We start from the raw sequence: 19,700 nt of genomic DNA, 5'->3' as shown, positions 1-19,700 counted from the left end.
CGTCAGCGCTTGTTCAATACCCGCGCCAACCTATCCCCACTCAGTTGGATCACCGCCACCAGCACCACCAGCAACACAATCACGGTGAGCATGATCTGCGTATCGAAGCGCTGGTAGCCATAGCGGTAGGCAATATCGCCCAGGCCACCGGCGCCGATTGCTCCGGCCATGGCCGATGAATTGATCATGGTCACCAGGGTGATCGTGAAGCCGCCGACGATGCCGGGCAACGCCTCTGGCAACAGCACATGCCAGATGATGTGCCAACGGCGGCAACCCATGGCCTGCGCGGCTTCGATCAGGCCATGGTCGACCTCGCGCAGGCTCACTTCAGCGATGCGTGCAAAGAACGGCGTGGCGGCGATGGTCAGCGGTACCACTGCCGCCCAGACGCCATAGGTGGTGCCGACGATCAGGCGCGTGAACGGGATGAGCGCCACCATCAGGATCAGAAACGGAATGGAGCGGAACAGATTCACGAACGCTCCCAGCACGCGGTTAAGCGCCGGTGCCTGGTAGATGCCGCCCTTGTCACTGGTGACTAGGAATACTGCCAGCGGAATGCCCACCAGCAGCGCGATCAGCGATGACACCCCCACCATCAACAAGGTGTCGATGGCGCCCTGCACTAAACGATCAAACCACATAGCCCAGCACCTCCACCTGTTGTGCCCAGTTGGCCGCGCGTTTGCGCAGTTCTTCGGCGTTGTGCGGCGATCCATTCACCGCCAGCAGCAGTTGCCCCAAGGCATGCCCCTGGATGCGTTCCACGCCCCCTTGTAGTAAACGCACACGGCCGCCGAGGGCACTGAACAGCGCCGCGAGGTCTGGCTCCAGGGTGTCGCTGCCGGTGAACTGCAGGCGCAGCACCAGTGCGGCGTCGGCCGAGGCTGGCGTGGGTTGCAGGCGGCGTTGCAACTCTGGCGGCAAGCCGTGTTGCAGCGGTGCGAGCAGGGTCTTGCTGACCTCATGTTGCGGATCGCCAAACACCTGCCACACCGGGCCTTGCTCGACGATACGCCCGTGCTCCAGCACCACTACGCGGTGGCAGATGTCGCGGATCACCGCCATCTCATGGGTGATCAGCACGATGGTCAGGCCCAGGCGCTGGTTGATCTCGCGCAGCAGGCCGAGGATCGACTGGGTGGTTTCCGGGTCGAGGGCCGAGGTGGCTTCGTCGCACAGCAGAATCTCGGGGTCGTGCACCAGCGCGCGGGCGATGCCGACGCGCTGCTTCTGCCCGCCGGACAGCTGCGCCGGGTACGCCTTGTGTTTGTCTTGCAGGCCTACCAGCTCCAGCAGTTCATGCACCTTTCGCGCGCGTTGTGCCTGGGGCACACCGGCGACCTTGAGCGGCAACTCGACGTTCTGCCACACGGTCTTGGCCGACATCAGGTTGAAGTGCTGGAAGATCATGCCGATGCGTCGCCGCAGCGCCACCAGATGGTCTTCATCGAAGCTGCCGATGTCCACCTGGTCGATCAGCACCCGTCCGCTGCTGGGTTGTTCCAGGCGATTGATGGTGCGGATCAGCGATGACTTGCCGGCGCCGCTGCGGCCGATGATGCCGAACACTTCGCCCCGCTGGATCGCCAGGTCAATGCCTTGCAGCGCATGCACCGTGCCGTCATAGGTTTTGCCCAGGTTGATGAACCGCACATGGGCGTGGTTCAAGTCCGGGTGCAGTTCAGTCTGCTCGGCGTGGCTGGGCGCAGGGGCCAGATCGTGCAATCGGGCGTTGGCGGCACTCATGGTTTAGCTTCCCAGCCAACCTGATAGAGCTTGCCGAGGGACTTGTCCAAGGCCGCACGCACCACCGGCGAGTGCTGGTAGATATCGACGAACTTGATCACCCGTGGGTCGGTTTTGCTCTTGGGCTGGATGACGAACTGAATCACGTATTCCGGATGATCGAGGCCGTCGAACAGCAGTGCCGACTCGGCATCGAAGGTCTTGGACAGGCGGATGTACGCCGGGTAGCCCTGCACCAGATCGGCGTCGTCATAGGCGCGCACCAGTTGCACCGCTTCCACTTGCAGGATCTTGATGTTTTTCGGGTTGGCGACGATGTCTTCTTCGGTGGCCTTGTAGCCCACACCCGGTTTGAGGGTGATCAGCCCGGCCTTGGCCAGCAGTTGCAGGCCGCGCCCGCTGTTGATCGGGTCGTTGGCAATCGCCACGCTGGCGCCTGCGGGCAGCTCGTTGAAGCTTTTGTATTTTTTCGAATACAGCCCGACGTTGTTGATGATGCCCGGCGCGTACGGCACCAGGTCAAACCCGGCGGCGGCCTTGGCGTTTTCCAGGAAGGGGATGTGCTGAAAGTAGTTCACGTCGATATCGCCGGCGGCGAGGCTGACGTTGGGCGCGATCCAGTCGGTGAACTCCACCAGTTCGACCTTCAGGCCCTGCTTGCCGGCCTCTTCTACGGCGGCTTCCAGCGGAATGGCGAAGGCGGCGGTGGTGCCGATTTTCAGCGGGGCGTCGGCGGCGAATACCGCCGAGCTGAATAAGCCGAAGGCCAGGGCCAGTGCTTTGACTGGGTTGTTTAAGAATGTCTTTTTCATAGTGGTTTTCCAGTCATAAGGTCTTAGGTAGCGAGATCGTTCCCACGCTCCGCGTGGTAATGCAGCCAGGGACGCTCCGCGTCCCAAAAGCGAACGCAGAGCGTCCAAGAGGCATTCCCACGCGGAGCGTGGGAACGATCAAACAACGTGGCGGTAGGTAGAGCCGGTGTGTTGTTTGGGTAAGCGAGCCGTGTCGTGGAAGACTTTTTCCCGCAGCGTTCCCTGCGCATATTCCGTCTTGTACGAGCCCCGTCGTTGTAGTTCCGGTATCACCAGCTCAATGAAATCCACATAGCTCTCCGGCGTCACAATGCGCGTCAGGTTGAAACCATCCAGCCCGGTTTCGCTGATCCAGGATTCCAGCTCATCGGCCACCTGTTCAGGCGAGCCCACCAGGGTGATATAGCGCCCGCCCAAGGCGTGCTGGTCGAGCAATTTGCGCCGGGTCCAGTCGTTGTTCTGCAGGTTCTGGGTGGCCGACTGGATCGCGTTGCTCTTGACGTACTGGATCGGTTCGTCCAACGCGTACTGGGCAAAATCAATCCCGGTCGAGGCCGAGAAGTGCGCCACGCCAGCTTCCGCGCTGGCGTAGCTGAGGTACTCGGCGTGCTTGTTCCAGGCCAACGCTTCAGTGGCGCCCACAATGACGTTCAGGCCCATGAACACCTTGATGTCGTCCGGGTTGCGCCCAGCCTCCACTGCGCTGGCGCGCACCTTGTCCACCTGGCGCTTGGTCGCGGCCTTGTTCTGCCCGCTGATAAACACGCACTCGGCATGCCGCCCGGCGAACAGCAAGCCGCGCTCGGAACTTCCGGCCTGGAACAGCACCGGCGTGCGCTGCGGCGAGGGCTCGCACAGGTGGTAACCCTCCACCTGATAGAACTCGCCGTGGTGCTCTACCTTGTGCACCTTGCCCGGTTGCGCATACACCCGCGCTTGGCGATCGTTGTGCACCGCGTCGTCTTCCCAGCTGCCTTCCCAGAGCTTGTACAACACCTGCAGGTATTCATCGGCCTGGTCGTAGCGCCGGTCATGCTCGACCTGTTCGGTAAGGCCCATGGCCTTGGCGGCGCTGTCGAGGTAGCCGGTGACAATGTTCCAACCCACCCGGCCACGGCTCAGGTGATCCAGCGTCGACATGCGCCGGGCGAACAGGTACGGCGGCTCATAGGTGAGGTTGGCGGTAAGGCCGAAGCCAAGGTGCTGGGTGACGGCGGCCATGGCCGACACCAGCAGCAACGGGTCGTTGACCGGTAACTGGATCGACTCCTGGAGCGGCACGTCGATGGAGTCCTGATACACGTCATACACGCCGACGATATCAGCGATGAACAAACCGTCGAACAACCCGCGCTCCAGGATCTTCGCCAGTTCAGTCCAGTATTCGAGGGTCTTGTACTCGGTCGAGTTGTCCCGTGGATGAGTCCACAAACCGTGATTGATGTGCCCGATGCAGTTCATGTTGAAAGCATTGAGCAGGATCTTTTTTTTGCTCATCAGATGGTCCCCCGCAGCGGCGGGTTTTCATCGTTGAGGTAGTAGTTGCCAACCGCATGGTATTTCCAGCGCACCGGGTCGTGCAGGGTGTGCACCCGGGCGTTGCGCCAGTGGCGGTCCAGGCCGTGTTCGGCCAGGGTCGCCTGGCTGCCGGCCAGTTCGAACAGGGTGCTGCCGGCCGCCAGTGAGATCTCGGTGCTCAGGGCGCGCACTTCGGCGACGGCGATGGAGGCTGCGGCGACGGTCTGGGCATTGCTGTCGGCCTGGGCGCGGTCGAGGAATTCACCCGAGCGTTCCAGCAAGGCTTCGGCGGCGTGCAGGCGGCTGCTCAGGTGGCCGAAGCTCTTGAGTGTCAGCGGGTCTTCGGTGGCCTTGTCGTTGCCGGCGTCGATCCACGGGCGGGTCTTGGTGCGCACAAAATGCAAGGCATCCTCAAAGGCTGCGCGGGCGATGCCGGTGTCGATGGCTGCGTGAAGGATCTGCGCCAGCGGGCCGACAGTGGTCGGGCGTTCGAAGGCGCTCTGGAACGGCACCACGTCTTGCGCCGCGACCCACACGTTGTCGAACACTACCGAGCCGCTGCCGGTGGTGCGCTGGCCGAAGCCGCTCCAGTCATCGATCACCGTCAGCCCCTCGCTGTCACGCGGTACGAAGGCCAGGTGCTGGACGCCGTTTTCATCCACCACCGAGGTGGGGATGCGCTGGGCGTAGATCGCGCCGGTGGCGTAGAACTTGCGCCCGTTGATGCGAAAACCATCGCCGTCGCGGGTGAGGCTGGTAATGCGGTCGTGTGCGGTCTTGGTGCCCAGCTCCGCCAAGGCGTTGCCAAAGCGTTGGCCAGCCAATACCTCGGCGTACAGGCGTTGCTGCTGTTCGGGGCTGCCGTTCACCCGCAGTACTTCGAGGGCATAGAAATGGTTTTGCGGAATCTGGCCCAACGAGCCATCGGCCTGGGCGATCAGTGCGATGACCTTGGCCAGGGTGACGTTGGACACGCCCGCGCCACCGTAGGCCTTGGGCACGCTGATGCCCCACAGGCCAGAGCGGGAAAACCCGTCCAGCTCGGGCAGCGGCAGGCGGCGTTCGCGGTCGCGTTGGGCGCTGTCGCGGCGCAAGTCTTCAGCAAGATCGCTGGCGACAATAAGCGCTTGTTCGTCGCTGGTAATGACCGCGACGGGGTGAGAAAGGGTCATGAGTTTCTCCAGAAGCTCGTGGAAAAAGTGTTCTGGTTGGTTAAATCCACGAATGACGAGCCGGCAAGGTGCCGTTGAGCCGATAGGCGCCGATGGCGTGGTACTTCCAGCGCACCGGGTCGTGCAGGGTGTGAACCCGGGCGTTGCGCCAGTGACGGTCAAGGTTGAATTCGGCCAGGGTGGCGCGGCTGCCCGCCAGCTCAAAGAGCTTCTCGGTGACTTGTAACGCCACTTCGGTGGTCAGCACCTTGGCTTCGGCCACGGCAATCGAGGCGTGGGCGGCGGATTGCGCGGTGACCGGCGCGGCGCTGACCTGGTCAAGCACCTGGCCTGCCTTGCGCAGCAGGGCTTCGGCGGCGTGCAGTTCGATCTTCAGCTTGCCGATATCGGCGATCACATACAGGTCGTCGCTGGCTCGCTCGACCTTGGCGTCGATCCACGGGCGCGAACGCTCACGCACGAAGGCGATGGCATCGTCGAGGGCGCCCCGGGCGATGCCGGCGTCGATGGCGGCCTGGATCAGTTGCGACACGGCCCCTTGGATATTCGGGCTTTCGCCCAGGCGCCAGTTGTCGATGACCAGGTCCGGGTCCACCGCTACGCGATCAAGCAGCACGGTGCCGCTGGCGGTGGTACGTTGGCCAAAGCCGGACCAGTCATCAACGATGCGCAGCCCTTCGCTGCCGCGACGTACAAAAGCCATGACCTGCTTGCCGTCATCGTTCAGGGCCTTGATTGCCACCCAGTGAGCGAACAGGGCGCCTGTGGAGTAGAACTTCTGGCCGCTGAGCACGTAACCGTCGCCTTCGGCCGTGAGGCGCGCCTTGAGCTCCAGAGTATTTTTGGTGCCGCGTTCCGGGCCGCCGTTGCCGATGCGCCAGCCGTCGAGCACGCTCTGGAACAGCTGCTTTTTCTGACGCTCGGTGGCGGTGCCCTGCAATACGTGCAAGATGCCGAAATGGTTCTGCGGGATCTGCCCGAGTGCCGGGTCGGCCGCGCTGATGATCGCGAAGACTTCGGCCAGGGTCACAAACGACACCTGGGGGCCGCCGTATTCGCGGGGAATGGAAATACTGCCCAAGCCGCTGCGGGTGAACTGTTCGAGCTGCGCCCAGGGCAGTTTGCGTTGCTGGTCGCGCTGGGCGGCCTGCGCACGCGCAGCCTGGGCCAGCTCGTGGGCGGCGCTCAGCGCCTGGGCGTCGTTGCGCAGCACCGTGGCGGGCAACAGCAGGGGAGCTACGTCCACATCACTCTGGGGGGATGTTAGAGCCAAGTTAGACATCAGCGCCGCTCCTTGGCTGCACGCAATGCCCTGGCGTTGCGCACCGGGGTAATTCTGACCATACCGACCTCGCATTCAATGAAATAAACAGAAAAATCAGGAATGTCCGGTGGTCCGGTGCATATACCCTAAGCGTGTTAATTATTTAAATAAACTAACTTTTAGGAATATGCATAGAAGGGCTGTCACCCCGGTTCACAGGGTGAACCGAAGCGACGCGGTTGATAGCCTGGCGCGGGCGAGGCTGGGCGGGGCGGTGTGCAGGCGGCGATGCGCAGCGTGCGGGCGGGCGCCCAGCGGGAGTTGTTACCCACGCGATCGAGAATGCAGTAGGTGACCTCCAACCGGCAGTCGTCGCCGGCTTCGACAATCACGTGGGGCGGCACCCACACCTGCACCGCCAGGCCGACGCTTTGAGCCTGAATGCGGGGCAGGTCCAGGCGTACATCGCCCCAGCGCAAGGTGATGGCATCGCCCGTGCTCATGTTCAGGTAAGGCTCGATGGTCAGCGGAATACCGCGCCTTACCTGGCTGCTGTTGACGCCATGGCGGCGGATCGTCTCGGGCAGGTTCACGGGCGCCAGGTTCTGGTTTTCATCGCCGCCTTCAGGGTTCAGGCGCGGCGAAGGCTGACCGCCGGGGTAGTTGGTCTTGACCCGCACCAGGGTCACCGCCGAGCGCATCGGGCCATGGCCGATCTGCAAGACCTGGTAGTGGACGCGTGCCGGTCCGTCCTGCACAAAACTCTGCGGTACGCACAGGTGGGTGCACGTGCCGATCTTGCACGCCGTCACCTTGCGCGAGGCGGCGAAGCAGTTGTTCCAGAACAGTTCGATCAGGTCGCCTTCTTCCATGCTCGGGTAGGGTGAAATGTCGACTTGCAAGTGGGCGGAGGCCAGGGCGCTGATGCCGTTTCCAATAGCCTGGGGCAGCCTTGGGGCACGGAGCGTGGCCGAGGTTTGAGCGTGTGTCATAAGTAATCTCCTTGGTGCAGCCAGCAGCAATCGTTCCGAAACCTCGACGAACAGGCGCAAGGGGGGTCGAAGTAGCCGGGATAGGATCCAATCCTCAAGGCGCTAGATAAGAGGGTTGGCCAGGGAGCGTCAATGGAGGCAAAGGGCTAAACGGTGGGTTTGGCGAGATTCAGACGGGTCTGACGGGGAGGGGGATTTCAAGAGGCAGGCGGCGGGGTCTTTTACGGGTTGGAATGGCGACTCCCTGTAGGGCCTCGCTTATGTGGGAGCTGGCGTGCCTGCGATAGGATCACCCCGGTTGGACTGCTACACCGAGGCGCTTGCATCGCAGGCAAGCCAGCTCCCACACAGAACATCAGTGGGCGAGGAATTTGCTCAGGAACTGCTTGGTACGTTCTTCCCTGGGGTTGGCAAACAGCGCCTTGGCTTCGCCCTGTTCGACGATCACGCCCTTGTCGAAAAAGATCACCCGGTTGGCCACATCACGGGCAAAGCTCATCTCGTGCGTGACGATGACCATGGTGCGGTTTTCTTCGGCCAGGCTGCGAATGGTCGCCAATACTTCACCCACCAGTTCCGGGTCGAGGGCCGAGGTGGGTTCGTCGAACAGGATCACCTCCGGCTCCATGGCCAATGCGCGGGCAATCGCCACACGCTGTTGCTGGCCGCCGGACAGCCGCCTTGGGTAGGACGCTTCTTTGCCTGCCAGGCCGACCCTGGCCAACAGCTTGCGCCCCAGTTCAGCCGCCGCTTCCCGTGGCATCTTCTTGACCACGATGGGGCCTTCGATGACGTTTTCCAGTGCGGTGCGGTGGGGGAACAGGTTGAAGTTCTGGAACACAAAGCCCACATGCTGGCGCAGGCGTCGCACCAGGCCCTGTTGCTGGTTGAGCGGCCTGCTGCTGTCGATCTCGATGTCACCCACCTTGATACGGCCGCTGGTGGGTTCTTCGAGGAAGTTCAGGCAGCGCAGGAAGGTGGTCTTGCCGGAACCACTGGGGCCGATGATGGCGACCACTTCGCCTTCCTTGACCTCCAGGTCGATGCCGTTGAGCACCACCTGACCATTGAATTGTTTGGTCAGTTTTTCAACCACGATCATGCTTCAAGACTCCAGGTCATGCCGGTTGACCCGGTCTTCCAGACGATTTTGCAGATGCGCCAGGATGCTCGCCAGGATCCAGTAGATCAGGGCCGCGGACAGATACATGGTGAAAATTTCGAAGGTACGCGCCGACACCAGTTGGGCCTGGCGGAACAGCTCGGGCACCTGGATGGTGGCGGCCAGCGCCGTGTCCTTGACCAGTGAAATAAAGCTGTTGCCCAAAGGCGGCAACGCCGTGCGCATCGCCTGGGGCAGGATGGCCCGGCGCAACGTCTGCGCACGGGTCATGCCGATACTGGCAGCAGCTTCCCACTGGCCACGCTCGATGGAAGCGATGGCGGCCCGCAGGATTTCACACGCATAGGCAGCCATGTTCAGCGAAAAGCCGATCATGGCAGCAGGGATAGGGTCCAGCTCGATGCCCACTTGCGGCAAGCCGTAGTAGATCAGGAACAGCTGCACCAGCAACGGCGTGCCACGAAAGAACGACACGTAGACCCGAGCCGTCCAACTCAGCAACTTGAAGCGCGAGAGGCGCATCAAGGCCAGGCCGAAGCCCAGCATCAGGCCGAAAAACATCCCGCCGAGGCTGAGGATTACCGTGTAGTACGCGCCCTTGAGCAGAAAGGGCGCGGAGTCCAGCGCGAGTTGGAAACCTGCTTCCATTATTGAGTGACGTCAGCGTTGAAGTACTTCTCGGACAGCGTCTTCAAGGTGCCGTCGGCGCGCAGCTTGTCCAGAGCCTTGTTCACCGCATCGAGCAGCTCGGGCTCACCTTTGCGCAGGGCGATACCGGATTCCTGGCGGGAGAAGGCGTCGCCGGCAGCGGCGGTGTCGGGGGCTTTCTTGGCGTATTCCAGGGCGGCGAGGCGGTCGATCAGGATGGCGTCGATGCGGCCGATGCGCAGGTCCTGGAACTTGGTCGGGTCGTCGTTGTAGGTCTTGATAATAGCTTTAGGCTGGTTGTCCTTGAGCCATTGTTCGTAGTTGGTGCCCAGGCCCACACCCACTTTCTTGCCGGCCAGGTCGTCGGCTTTCTTGATCGAGTCGACGTTCTTTTTCAGCACCAGCGCCTGGATGCCGGACACGGTGTAAGGCTTGGAGAAATCGTATTTTTTCTTACGCTCTTCGGAGATGGTCACCTGGTTGACCACGGCGTCCAGGCGCTTGGATTCCAGCGCGGCAAGGATGCCGTCCCATGGCGTGGCTTGCAGCTTGACCTTGACGCCCAGCTCCTTGGCCAGTGCCTCGGACAATTCCACTTCGAAACCGCTGAGCTTGCCGCTTTCATCGACAAAGCTGAACGGTGGGTAGGTGCCTTCCAGGCCGATCTTGATCTCGCCGGCCTTTTTGATGGTGTTCAACTGCTCGCCGGCAACCGCCTGGCCCAGCCAGCCAGCGCCAAGCGCCAGGCCCAAAGTGCCAACCAACAGCGTGCGACGAAATGCGGAAATAGTCATGGAGAGCCCCTGTGTTTTTATGGTGAGCGAAGCAGGTGACGCGGTAGTCGTATCCTGCCCTAAAGTGCGAAGCGCGTCTTCGCCTTCGGCGCGATGATAAAGCGGGTTTTTAAGTCTTGAAAATAATAAAAATACAATTTCATATTCTTTTTGGAAATATGTGCGGCTTGTGTGGGAGCTGGCTTGCCTGCGATTGCAGTGTGTCAGTGCCAAGTTTCTGGCTGACCCACCGCAATCGCAGGCAAGCCAGCTCCCACATCGACCGTATTCAATCAGTTGAAAACTGAGTCATAAGCAAACAATGCCGGCGCGCCACCGGTATGCAGGAAAATGATCGGCCCCTCTTCAAAGCGCTGGCGCCCGATGCCGTCCAGCAAACCGGCCATGGCCTTGCCGGTATACACCGGGTCCAGCAACAGACCTTCCTGGCTGGCCAAAAGTTTGATCGCCGAGAGGGTGCCAGCGTTTGGCTCGCCATAACGCGGCCCGAAATACTCGTCCCACAGGGTGACCTTGAAGGCTTGCGGAATAGCCACGCCGAGCAACTCGGCAGTGCGCTCGGCCAAGCCCTGCACCTTGGGCAATTGCGCTTGCTCGGTACGCGACACCGTGATGCCGATCACCGGCAATTGCGGCAGTGCTTCGCTCAAGGCCAGGGCCAGGCCGCTGTGGGTGCCGGCACTGCCAGAGGCAAGCACCACGGCGGCAAATTCAATGCCGCTGTCTTCAATCTGCGCGGCCAACTCCAGCCCGGCGCGCACGTAGCCCAGCGCGCCGAGTGCATTGGAACCGCCGATAGGCACCAGGTACGGCTTCTTGCCGTTACTGCGCAGGCGGTCGGCGAGGGCGTTGAGTTGGTCGTCGGCGTTGTCGAGGTTTTCCACCAACTCCACTTTGGCGTCGAACAACTCCAGCAGCAGGCGATTGCCGTTGCCCAGGTAGTTGGGGTCGTCGGTGCCGGTAGGATTCTCCAGCAGGGCAACACAGCCGAGGCCGAGCTTGGCAGCCAGCGCGGCGGTCTGGCGCACATGGTTGGACTGGATCGCGCCGGCGGTGACCAAGGTATCGGCGCCCTGGGCGATGGCGTCGGCGGCCAAGTATTCGAGTTTGCGCAGCTTGTTGCCGCCCATGGCCAGCGGCGTGGTGTCATCGCGTTTGACGTAGATGTCCCTGCCCAGCCAAGCCGACAGCCGCTCGAGTTTTTCCAGGGCCGTGGCACTGCCCAGTAGTTCCAGACGGTTAAAACGGTCGAGCTGTTGTTTGATCATGGGTACGCACGGTGGCTGAGTGATGGGGGGACTATAGGCAGGCACTTTTCATCGGGCAACCGTCAATCGCTTATGACGAAAGGTTCTTATGTTCACACCATTGGTTCTTAAGAGCTGCCTGGGTGCATACCGTAAAGTGATGGCCATTTCGTCAGGAGTGAATACCGTGAGTGAGCGTTCCAGTCATTGGCAATTGCAGACCATCGTCAGCCAGCTGCGCGGCGCCCGCGACCAGTGGCGAACGCGCAATGGGCGTTTGAGTGGCGAGCATGGTGGCCGCGAGTTGCCGTCCCGCGAGGCGGTGGCGCAGATTCTTGAGGCCTTGTGCGGCGCCATGTTTCCGATGCGCCTGGGCCCGGCGGACCTGCGCGAAGAAAGCGAAGACTTCTACGTGGGCCACACCCTCGACGTCGCGCTCAACGCCTTGCTCGCCCAGGCGCGCCTGGAGTTACGCTATGCCGCGCGCCAGAGCGGTGAGGACGACAGCGAAGTCAACGCCCACGCCATTCGCCTGATCCAAGATTTCGCCCTGGCGTTGCCATCCTTGCGCAGCCTGCTGGACACCGACGTACTGGCCGCCTACCACGGCGACCCGGCCGCACGCAGTGTGGATGAGGTGCTGTTGTGCTACCCGGGCATCCTGGCGGTGATCCACCATCGCCTGGCCCATCACCTGTACCGTGCCGGCCTGCCGCTGTTGGCGCGGATCAGTGCAGAAATCGCCCACTCGGCCACCGGCATTGATATCCACCCCGGCGCACAGATCGGCCCGAGTTTCTTTATCGATCACGGCACAGGCGTGGTGATTGGCGAGACGGCGATCATCGGCGAGCGCGTGCGCATCTACCAGGCCGTGACACTGGGCGCCAAACGCTTTCCGGCGGATGAAGATGGGCAATTGCAGAAAGGCCACCCGCGTCACCCTATTGTTGAAGATGATGTGGTGATTTACGCCGGGGCGACGATCCTGGGGCGGATCACCATTGGCCAGGGTTCGACCATTGGCGGCAATGTGTGGCTGACCCGCAGCGTGCCGGCCGGGGCGAATATCACCCAGGCGAATTTGCAGCATGATGATGGGGCGCAGAAGTAATACCTGAGCCAAACGCCGGTCAGTGTGGGAGCTGGCTTGCCTGCGATAGCGGTGTATCAGTCAACAGATGGGTGGCTGACTCAGCGCTATCGCAGGCAAGCCAGCTCCCACATTTCGAATGTATTTCAACGTGGGGTCGCTGAACGATTTGCCTTCTTCATCCGTCATACCAATCCCTGAGCTAGTGTAGGAAACACCTACCATTCAGCCTTGCGATTAGTCCCAGACCGCCTATTCATGTTTAACTTGAACGTTCGTTCAAGTTAAACCGGTGGTTCGCTGCCCGCTCACAACAGGAGGCTTACCTTTGCTGAGTCCGTTTTTTACAGCCATATCCCGCAACCTTGAGGTGCATCGTTCATGAGTGCATCGTCCACCCCTTCCAGCGGCATGGTGCGCATGAATGCGCCCGTTTTCTATTTTGCCGCTACCGTCATCCTGCTGTTTGGCATCACGGTCATCGCTATCCCGCAACAGGCCGGTGCCTGGCTGCTGGCGGCGCAAAACTGGGCGGCCAACACGGTCGGCTGGTACTACATGCTGGCGATGACCCTGTATCTGGTCTTCGTGGTGGTCACCGCGCTATCGGGCTACGGCAAGATAAAACTCGGTGCCGACCACGACGAGCCCGAATTCAGTTACCTGTCCTGGGCCGGCATGTTGTTCGCCGCCGGGATCAGCATCACGCTGTTTTTCTTCTGTGTCTCGGAGCCGCTGACGCACCTGGTGCAGCCGCCCCAGGGCGAAGCAATGAACGCCGATGCGGCGCGCCAGGCCATGCAGGTGTTGTTCCTGCACTGGGGCCTGCATGGCTGGGGCGTGTTCGCGTTTGTCGGCATGGCCCTGGCCTATTTCGCCTACCGGCATAACCTGCCGCTGGCATTGCGCTCGGCGCTGTACCCGCTGATCGGCAAGCGCATCAATGGCCCTATCGGTTATGCGGTGGATGGCTTTGGCATCATTGCCACGGTGTTCGGCCTGGGCGCCGACATGGGCTTTGGCGTACTGCACCTCAACTCTGGCCTGGACTACCTGTTTGGCATTGCCCATACCCAGTGGATCCAGGTGGGCCTGATCACCCTGATGATGGGCGCGGCGATCATCGTGGCCGTGGCCGGCGTCGACAAAGGCGTGCGGGTGATGTCCGACATCAACATGCTGCTGGCCTGTGCGCTGCTGCTGTTCGTGTTGTTCGCCGGGCCTACCCAGCACCTGCTCAACACCCTGATCCAGAACATCGGTGACTATTTGGGCGCGTTGCCCACCAAGAGTTTTGATGTGTATGCCTACAACGAGCCGAGCGACTGGCTGGGCGGCTGGACGGTGTTCTACTGGGCCTGGTGGATCGCATGGTCGCCGTTCGTGGGCCTGTTTATCGCGCGCATTTCCCGTGGTCGTACCATCCGCGAATTCGTGTTTGGCGTGCTGCTGATTCCACTGGGCTTCACCCTGGCGTGGATGTCGATCTTCGGTAATAGCGCCATCGACCAGGTGCTCAACCATGGCATGGCTGCACTGGGCCAGTCGGCTATCGATGACCCATCGATGAGCCTCTACCTGCTGCTGGAAACCTACCCGTGGAGCAAGACCGTGATCGCGGTCACGGTGTTCATCAGCTTTGTATTCTTCGTGACCTCGGCTGACTCCGGCACTGTGGTGCTCTCCACCCTCTCGTCCAAAGGCGGCAACGCGGATGAAGACGGGCCGAAGTGGCTGCGTGTGTTCTGGGGCGCGATGACCGCCCTGGTCACCAGTGCGTTGCTGTTCGCTGGCAGTATCGACTCGCTCAAGTCTGCGGTGGTACTGACCTCGCTGCCGTTCTCGCTGATCCTGCTGCTGATGATGTGGGGGCTGCACAAGGCGTTCTACCTGGAGTCGCAAAAGCAGATTGCGCAGTTGCATTCCCTGGCGCCGATATCGGCTTCACGCAAAGGTCGAGGCGGCTGGCGCCAGCGCTTGAGCCAGGCCGTGCATTTTCCGTCGCGTGACGAGGTGTACCGTTTCCTCGACACCACGGTGCGCCCCGCGATTGAAGAAGTGACCGCCGTGTTTGTCGAGAAGGGCCTTACGGTGGTGACCCAGCCCGACCCGTCCAACGACAGTGTCAGCCTCGAAATCGGCCATGGCGAAGAACGTCCGTTCATCTACCAGGTGCAGATGCGTGGCTACTTCACGCCGTCGTTCGCCTTGGGCGGCATCGGCAAGAAAGAGATCAACAACCGCCGCTACTATCGGGCCGAAGTGCACTTGAGTGAGGGCAGCCAGGACTATGACCTGGTGGGCTACACCAAGGAGCAGATCATCAATGACATCCTCGACCAGTACGAGCGCCATCTGCAGTTCTTGCACATGGTGCGCTGATAGCGTTCCTCTCAAGTAGGTCTTTGCTGTAAAAGGAAGAGGCAGACTTAAGCGATTCAGCTGCTTAAAAGGCCCGGGAATATGCTTATTCCCGGGCCTTATTTGCCCTAGATCAAGAGAGGATTCGATGACGTACATTGCTGCCGAAAACCGCTATGAATCTATTCCCTATCGCCGCGTAGGCCGCAGTGGATTGGTGCTACCAGCCCTGTCCCTGGGGTTGTGGCACAACTTTGGCGACAGCACCCCGATCGACACCCAGCGCGCGTTGCTGCGCACGGCGTTCGACCTGGGCATCAACCACTTCGACCTGGCTAACAACTACGGCCCGCCCTATGGCAGCGCCGAGATCAACTTCGGCCGTTTGCTGCGCGAAGACTTCAAGCACTACCGCGACGAATTAATCATTTCCAGCAAAGCCGGTTGGGACATGTGGCCCGGCCCTTACGGCCAGGGTGGCGGTTCGCGTAAATACGTATTGGCGAGCCTGGACCAGAGCCTGCAACGCCTTGGCGTCGATTATGTGGATATCTTCTATTCGCACCGTTTCGACCCCGACACGCCTCTGGAAGAGACCGCCAGCGCCCTTGCCACCGCCGTGCAGCAAGGCAAGGCGTTGTACATCGGTATCTCGTCTTACTCCGGAGTAAAAACCCGCGAAATGGCGGCGCTGCTCAAAGAGTGGAAAGTGCCGCTGTTGATCCACCAGCCGGCCTATAACCTGCTCAACCGTTGGGTGGAAAAAGACCTGCTGGAGACCACTGAAGAACTCGGCGCCGGGGTGATCGCTTTCACGCCGCTGGCCCAGGGTTTGTTGACCGATAAATACCTTAACGGGGTGCCAGCCGATGCGCGGGTCAATCGTCCGGGTGGTGGCTCGTTGCAGGCCCAACACCTGTCCGAAGCCAACATCGCCCATGTACGCGGCCTGAATGAAATCGCCAAGCGCCGTGGCCAGAGCCTGGCCCAGTTGGCGTTGGCGTGGACATTACGTGATCCACGGGTAACCAGTGCGCTGATCGGCGCAAGCCGGCCGGAGCAGATTATCGAGAACGTCGGGGCGTTGAAGAACTTGAGCTTCAGTGCGCAAGAACTGGCGGAGATTGATCGGTTTGCGCAGGAAGGTGGGATCAACCTGTGGGAAAAACCGTCCACTGCTGAATAACCTTACACCACTGGTTGATCGTTCCCACGCTCTGCGTGGGAATGCAGCCCCGGACGCTCGGCGTCCGCTTTAAAGTCGTGACGCAGAGCGTCACAGGAGGCGTTCCCACGCAGAGCGTGGGAACGATCTGTCGCCAAGCGTTAGAACGGCACATCCCCAAGAATCGTCGCCCGGTGCATCACCCGCCGCTGCGGCCGGTAGTCATCCACGGCGTAATGCTGGGTGACGCGGTTATCCCAGAACGCCACGTCATTCTCCTGCCAGCGCCAGCGAATGGTGAATTCCGGGCGGGTGGCGTGGGCGAACAGCAGCTTGAGAATGGCCTCGCTTTCGGCCGGTTCCAGTTCATTGATTCGGGTGGTGAATCCGTCGCTGACGAACAGCGATTTACGCCCACTCACCGGATGTGTGCGCACGACTGGGTGCGATAGCGGCGGGTTTTTCTTGCGGGTTGCTTCCCAGCGCGCAAGGTCTTCGGCGGTGTTGCTAAAGCGCTCCAGCGGGAACGACTTGGTGAAATCGTGTGTGGCGGTGAGGCCATCGAGCATGCGCTTTAACGGCTCGGACAATGCCTCATACGCCGCAATCCCACTGGCCCACAAGGTATCGCCGCCGAAGGCTGGCAGCAGCTTGGCGCTGAGCACAGCGCCCAGGGCCGGCGTGGGCAGGAAGGTCACGTCGGTATGCCACACTGCGTTATCACGCACATCCGTGACGGCGGTGTCGAGGATCAGCACTTCGGGCTGTTCCGGCACGTTGGGGTAGATCGGATGGATGTGCAGGTCGCCAAAGTTTGCCGCGAACCGTGCCTGTTGCGCAGGGATGATCGGCTGGTCACGGAAGAACAGCACCGAATAGTCGAGCAACGCCTGTTCAATGGCGTCGCGCTGTTCAGGGTTCAGCGGCTGGGTGATGTCGACGCCACTGATCTGGGCGCCCAGGGCGGTGCTTAATGGGGTAACGGTCAGGCTGCTCATTGTGGATTCTTCACTCAGTGTGCCTGGCCATGCCAGGGCACTAATTTACGCTGCAGGGCGCGCAGGCCCATTTCCATGGCGAAGGCGATCAGGGCGATGACCAGGATGCCCAGAACCACCACATCGGTGACCAGAAACTGCGCCGCCGACTGCACCATGAAGCCCAGGCCGCTGGTGGCGGCAATCAGCTCGGCGGCGACCAGGGTCGACCAGCCCACACCCAGGCCGATACGCACACCGGTGAGGATGTCGGGCAGGGCGCTGGGCAGGATCACATGGCGAATCAGTTGTGCGCGGGTTGCGCCCAGCGACTGCGCGGCCCTCAGCTTGGCAGGGTCGACGGTGCGCACCCCGGTTGCGGTCGCGATGGCAATCGGGGCGAAAATCGCCAGGTAAATCAGCAGCACCTTGGACAGCTCGCCAATGCCGCACCAGATTACGATCAGCGGCAGGTAGGCCAGCGGCGGAATTGGCCGGTAGAACTCGATCAACGGATCGAAAATGCCTCGGGCAATGCGGTTGGCTCCGATGGCAATCCCCACCGGCACGGCGGTCAGCACCGCAAAGCCCAGGCCCAGGCCGATGCGGCTCAAGCTCGCGCCCAGGTGCTGCCACAAGGTGGAATCCATGTAGCCGGTGGTCGCCAGCAGCCAGCCTTTTTGCAACACTGCCGATGGTGGCGGCAGGAACAGAGGTTCGATCAAACCGGTGGCGGTGACGGCCCACCAGAGGGCGAGCAAGGCCACCAGGGTCAGCACGCTGATCCAGCGCGTGCTCAGGCTGCGGCGTACCGGAATAACGACAGGTGCCACCGCCTTGCTGGCCGTGGCGGGAAGTTCGTAGCTGCTCATGCGTACACCTGCCGTTGGGAGAACACTTTGCCCAGCACATGTTCACGGGTTTCGATAAAGCGCGGGTCGGACTTGATTGCGCGGGCTGATTCACCGGCGGCGTAACGTTGGCCGAAATCCAGCTGCAGGCGTTCGACGATCTGGCCGGGGTTGGGCGCCAGCAGGATCAGGTCCGTGGCCAGAAACACCGCCTCTTCAATGTCATGGGTAATCAGGAATACCGGCTTGGCCGTGCGCCGCCACACTTGCAGCAGCAACTCCTGCATTTGTTCGCGGGTAAAGGCATCCAGCGCGCCGAAGGGTTCGTCCATCAGCAATACGCGAGGGTCGGCCGCCAAGGCGCGGGCCAGGCCGACGCGCTGTTTCTGGCCGCCCGAGAGCTGCCAGATGCGCCGGCTGTCGAAACCGGCCAGGTCCACCAGCGCGAGCATTTCGCGGGCGCGCACTTCGCGCTGAGCCTTGGGCACGCCGGCAAGTTCCAGGCCAAAGGCGACGTTGGCCAGCACGTCCTGCCAGGGCAGCAGGGCGTCGTCCTGGAAGACCACGCCGCGCTCGGCGCTGGGACCCTTGACCGGCACGCCATCGAGGGTGATACGCCCGGCAGACGGTTCGACAAAGCCGGCAATCAGGTTCAACAACGACGTCTTGCCACTGCCGGACGGGCCCAGGGCAACCAGCAGTTGCTGGGGCCCAAGCTCCAGTGAAATATCGGACAGTACCGGTTCCGGGGCGCCTGGGTACTGTGCGCTGATGCGCTCCAGTTGTAGCAAGGCCATCGCAGTGAACTCCTGGGTCAGTTGGTAATGAACTTGGCGCTGACGTAAGGGGCGTAGTCGGGCAGCACGGCCTCGACCTTGCCTTGTTCCTTGAGGAACGCAGCGGTGTCGGTGACGGCCTTGGTGGTTGGCGCTCCCAACAGGGTTACCTGGTCGGCGGCCAACGGGTAGACGTTGCCTTGCAGCAGCAACGGGATATCGCTGGCCTTGGCGCCGGAGAGTTTCACCAGTTTGTCGACGTTGCCGGTATCGGCAAGCCAGGCTTGTGGGTCTTTGCGGTAGGCGGCGTAGGCATCCAGAGTGACCTTGGCAAAGGCGGTGACGATCTCTGGGTGCTTCTCGGCAAAATCCTTGCGCACGATCCAGGCATCGAACGTCGGCGCGCCGAACTTGGCCAGTTCGCCGGAGGTGATCAGCACCTTGCCGGTTTCTTTGGCCACGCCCAGGGCCGGGTCCCACACGTAGGTGGCGTCGATATCACCGCGCTTCCAGGCGGCGATGATGGCGGGCGGGGCCAGGTTGAGGATGGTGACTTTGGCCGGGTCGATGTTCCAGTGCTTCAGGGCAGCGAGCAGGCTGTAGTGGCCGGTGGAAACGAAGGGCACAGCGATTTTTTTGCCGACCAGGTCCTGCGGGCTGTTGATCCCCGAGCCGTTACGCGCCACCAAGGCTTCGGCGCCGCCGATCTGGGTGGCGACGAGGAAGGTTTGCACCGGGACTTTGCGGGTTATTGCGGCGGTCAGCGGGCTGGAACCGAGGTAGCCGATTTGCACGTCGCCCGAAGCGATGGCGGCGATGATGTCGGCGCCATTGTCGAATTTGCGCCAGTCGATCTTGGCGTTGGTGGCTTTTTCATAGGCGCCGTCGGCTTGGGCGACTTTGGCCGGGTCCACGGTGGTCTGGTACGCAATGGTCACATCCGCCGCCTGGGCAAACAGGCTGGCACCGGCCAGGGACAATGCGGCCAACAGGCGCAGAGGGGTCAACAGTTTCAAGGGGAAGCTCCTCAATCAGGCGGCCGAGGGTCGGCGTGAGAGGAGACTAAATGATCTAAGAATTCGAAAATAAATAACTTTTTCGAATTAGCTTATGAGGGGAAATGGCGAAGCCTGTTTTCAGGCTGGCAAAAATAAT

At 61.6% G+C, this 19,700-nt stretch carries 18 protein-coding genes; 3 read left to right on the top strand and 15 right to left on the bottom strand.

The genetic code is table 11. The features are described from left to right. Nucleotides 1-2 precede the first annotated feature (2 nt). From BOP96_RS05220 to BOP96_RS05170, 11 genes are all read right to left on the bottom strand, one after another. Complete coding sequence (locus BOP96_RS05220; protein ID WP_003187635.1) at nt 3-647, bottom strand: methionine ABC transporter permease; 645 nt, start codon at nt 645-647, stop codon at nt 3-5. Then, nucleotides 637-1,752: a methionine ABC transporter ATP-binding protein gene (locus BOP96_RS05215; RefSeq protein ID WP_073451996.1), complete on the bottom strand. Its 1,116-nt coding sequence runs from the start codon at nt 1,750-1,752 to the stop codon at nt 637-639. Before BOP96_RS05215 ends, BOP96_RS05220 begins: the two co-directional genes overlap by 11 nt. After that, nucleotides 1,749-2,564 (bottom strand): MetQ/NlpA family ABC transporter substrate-binding protein, encoded by an 816-nt coding sequence (locus BOP96_RS05210; protein ID WP_038448479.1) that lies wholly within the window; start codon nt 2,562-2,564, stop codon nt 1,749-1,751. The genes BOP96_RS05215 and BOP96_RS05210 overlap by 4 nt, the downstream gene beginning before the upstream one ends. Nucleotides 2,565-2,702: 138 nt before the next feature. Further along, nucleotides 2,703-4,061, bottom strand: a complete 1,359-nt coding sequence (locus BOP96_RS05205; protein ID WP_072434713.1) for an LLM class flavin-dependent oxidoreductase — start codon at nt 4,059-4,061, stop codon at nt 2,703-2,705. Next, a complete protein-coding gene (locus tag BOP96_RS05200; protein ID WP_073451994.1) occupies nt 4,061-5,254 on the bottom strand; it encodes an SfnB family sulfur acquisition oxidoreductase in 1,194 nt (397 codons plus the stop codon). The genes BOP96_RS05205 and BOP96_RS05200 overlap by 1 nt, the downstream gene beginning before the upstream one ends. Before the next feature lie 40 nt (nt 5,255-5,294). Next, on the bottom strand, nt 5,295-6,536 hold the full coding sequence (locus tag BOP96_RS05195; RefSeq protein ID WP_073451992.1) for an SfnB family sulfur acquisition oxidoreductase: 1,242 nt from the start codon (nt 6,534-6,536) through the stop codon (nt 5,295-5,297). Between the two features lie 185 nt (nt 6,537-6,721). Next, nucleotides 6,722-7,510, bottom strand: coding sequence for a hypothetical protein (locus BOP96_RS05190; RefSeq protein WP_060767880.1), 789 nt, complete (start codon nt 7,508-7,510; stop codon nt 6,722-6,724). Between the two features lie 355 nt (nt 7,511-7,865). Next, on the bottom strand, nt 7,866-8,612 hold the full coding sequence (gene tcyN / locus BOP96_RS05185; protein ID WP_014716461.1) for an L-cystine ABC transporter ATP-binding protein TcyN: 747 nt from the start codon (nt 8,610-8,612) through the stop codon (nt 7,866-7,868). A 3-nt stretch (nt 8,613-8,615) separates the two neighbouring features. Continuing rightward, nucleotides 8,616-9,281 (bottom strand): cystine ABC transporter permease, encoded by a 666-nt coding sequence (gene tcyL, locus BOP96_RS05180; RefSeq protein WP_056847221.1) that lies wholly within the window; start codon nt 9,279-9,281, stop codon nt 8,616-8,618. Beyond that, nucleotides 9,281-10,075, bottom strand: a complete 795-nt coding sequence (tcyJ, locus tag BOP96_RS05175; RefSeq protein ID WP_014716462.1) for a cystine ABC transporter substrate-binding protein — start codon at nt 10,073-10,075, stop codon at nt 9,281-9,283. Before tcyJ ends, tcyL begins: the two co-directional genes overlap by 1 nt. Nucleotides 10,076-10,347: 272 nt before the next feature. Next, complete coding sequence (locus BOP96_RS05170; RefSeq protein WP_014716463.1) at nt 10,348-11,343, bottom strand: D-cysteine desulfhydrase; 996 nt, start codon at nt 11,341-11,343, stop codon at nt 10,348-10,350. A gap of 166 nt (nt 11,344-11,509) precedes the next feature. Here BOP96_RS05170 and epsC point away from each other — a divergent pair, with 166 nt between their 5' ends. From epsC to mgrA, 3 genes are all read left to right on the top strand, one after another. Then, nucleotides 11,510-12,436, top strand: a complete 927-nt coding sequence (gene epsC / locus BOP96_RS05165) for a serine O-acetyltransferase EpsC (RefSeq protein WP_073451990.1) — start codon at nt 11,510-11,512, stop codon at nt 12,434-12,436. A gap of 399 nt (nt 12,437-12,835) precedes the next feature. Further along, a complete protein-coding gene (betT, locus tag BOP96_RS05160; protein WP_169856569.1) occupies nt 12,836-14,797 on the top strand; it encodes a choline transporter BetT in 1,962 nt (653 codons plus the stop codon). A 127-nt stretch (nt 14,798-14,924) separates the two neighbouring features. Further along, nucleotides 14,925-15,962 carry an L-glyceraldehyde 3-phosphate reductase gene (gene mgrA / locus BOP96_RS05155; protein ID WP_014716465.1) on the top strand — a complete coding sequence of 346 codons (1,038 nt, stop codon included), beginning with the start codon at nt 14,925-14,927 and terminating at the stop codon, nt 15,960-15,962. Between the two features lie 140 nt (nt 15,963-16,102). Here mgrA and tauD read toward each other — a convergent pair whose 3' ends face one another. Genes tauD through tauA form a run of 4 tightly spaced genes read right to left on the bottom strand, consistent with a single transcriptional unit; the run spans nt 16,103 to nt 19,561 of the window. Then, complete coding sequence (gene tauD / locus BOP96_RS05150) at nt 16,103-16,939, bottom strand: taurine dioxygenase (protein ID WP_073451988.1); 837 nt, start codon at nt 16,937-16,939, stop codon at nt 16,103-16,105. Between the two features lie 14 nt (nt 16,940-16,953). Next, on the bottom strand, nt 16,954-17,790 hold the full coding sequence (tauC, locus tag BOP96_RS05145; protein WP_014716467.1) for a taurine ABC transporter permease TauC: 837 nt from the start codon (nt 17,788-17,790) through the stop codon (nt 16,954-16,956). Next, a complete protein-coding gene (gene tauB / locus BOP96_RS05140; RefSeq protein WP_014716468.1) occupies nt 17,787-18,566 on the bottom strand; it encodes a taurine ABC transporter ATP-binding subunit in 780 nt (259 codons plus the stop codon). Before tauB ends, tauC begins: the two co-directional genes overlap by 4 nt. A gap of 17 nt (nt 18,567-18,583) precedes the next feature. After that, nucleotides 18,584-19,561, bottom strand: coding sequence for a taurine ABC transporter substrate-binding protein (gene tauA, locus BOP96_RS05135; protein WP_014716469.1), 978 nt, complete (start codon nt 19,559-19,561; stop codon nt 18,584-18,586). Nucleotides 19,562-19,700 lie beyond the last annotated feature (139 nt).

Source organism: Pseudomonas sp. FSL W5-0203 (genome assembly GCF_001896155.1).
In the GTDB taxonomy this organism is placed as follows: Bacteria; Pseudomonadota; Gammaproteobacteria; order Pseudomonadales; family Pseudomonadaceae; genus Aquipseudomonas; species Aquipseudomonas paracarnis.
This window is presented reverse-complemented; position numbering and strand designations above follow the sequence as displayed.

Coding starts and splice junctions, on each gene's coding strand:
- BOP96_RS05210 (WP_038448479.1), bottom strand. CDS start 2,564: ATGAAAAAGACATTCTTAAACAACCCAGTCAAAGCACTGGCCCTGGCC.
- tauC (WP_014716467.1), bottom strand. CDS start 17,790: ATGAGCAGCTACGAACTTCCCGCCACGGCCAGCAAGGCGGTGGCACCT.
- betT (WP_169856569.1), top strand. CDS start 12,836: ATGAATGCGCCCGTTTTCTATTTTGCCGCTACCGTCATCCTGCTGTTT.
- mgrA (WP_014716465.1), top strand. CDS start 14,925: ATGACGTACATTGCTGCCGAAAACCGCTATGAATCTATTCCCTATCGC.
- tcyL (WP_056847221.1), bottom strand. CDS start 9,281: ATGGAAGCAGGTTTCCAACTCGCGCTGGACTCCGCGCCCTTTCTGCTC.
- BOP96_RS05190 (WP_060767880.1), bottom strand. CDS start 7,510: ATGACACACGCTCAAACCTCGGCCACGCTCCGTGCCCCAAGGCTGCCC.
- BOP96_RS05170 (WP_014716463.1), bottom strand. CDS start 11,343: ATGATCAAACAACAGCTCGACCGTTTTAACCGTCTGGAACTACTGGGC.
- tauD (WP_073451988.1), bottom strand. CDS start 16,939: ATGAGCAGCCTGACCGTTACCCCATTAAGCACCGCCCTGGGCGCCCAG.
- tcyN (WP_014716461.1), bottom strand. CDS start 8,612: ATGATCGTGGTTGAAAAACTGACCAAACAATTCAATGGTCAGGTGGTG.
- BOP96_RS05195 (WP_073451992.1), bottom strand. CDS start 6,536: ATGTCTAACTTGGCTCTAACATCCCCCCAGAGTGATGTGGACGTAGCT.
- BOP96_RS05220 (WP_003187635.1), bottom strand. CDS start 647: ATGTGGTTTGATCGTTTAGTGCAGGGCGCCATCGACACCTTGTTGATG.
- BOP96_RS05200 (WP_073451994.1), bottom strand. CDS start 5,254: ATGACCCTTTCTCACCCCGTCGCGGTCATTACCAGCGACGAACAAGCG.
- BOP96_RS05205 (WP_072434713.1), bottom strand. CDS start 4,061: ATGAGCAAAAAAAAGATCCTGCTCAATGCTTTCAACATGAACTGCATC.
- tcyJ (WP_014716462.1), bottom strand. CDS start 10,075: ATGACTATTTCCGCATTTCGTCGCACGCTGTTGGTTGGCACTTTGGGC.
- tauB (WP_014716468.1), bottom strand. CDS start 18,566: ATGGCCTTGCTACAACTGGAGCGCATCAGCGCACAGTACCCAGGCGCC.
- BOP96_RS05215 (WP_073451996.1), bottom strand. CDS start 1,752: ATGAGTGCCGCCAACGCCCGATTGCACGATCTGGCCCCTGCGCCCAGC.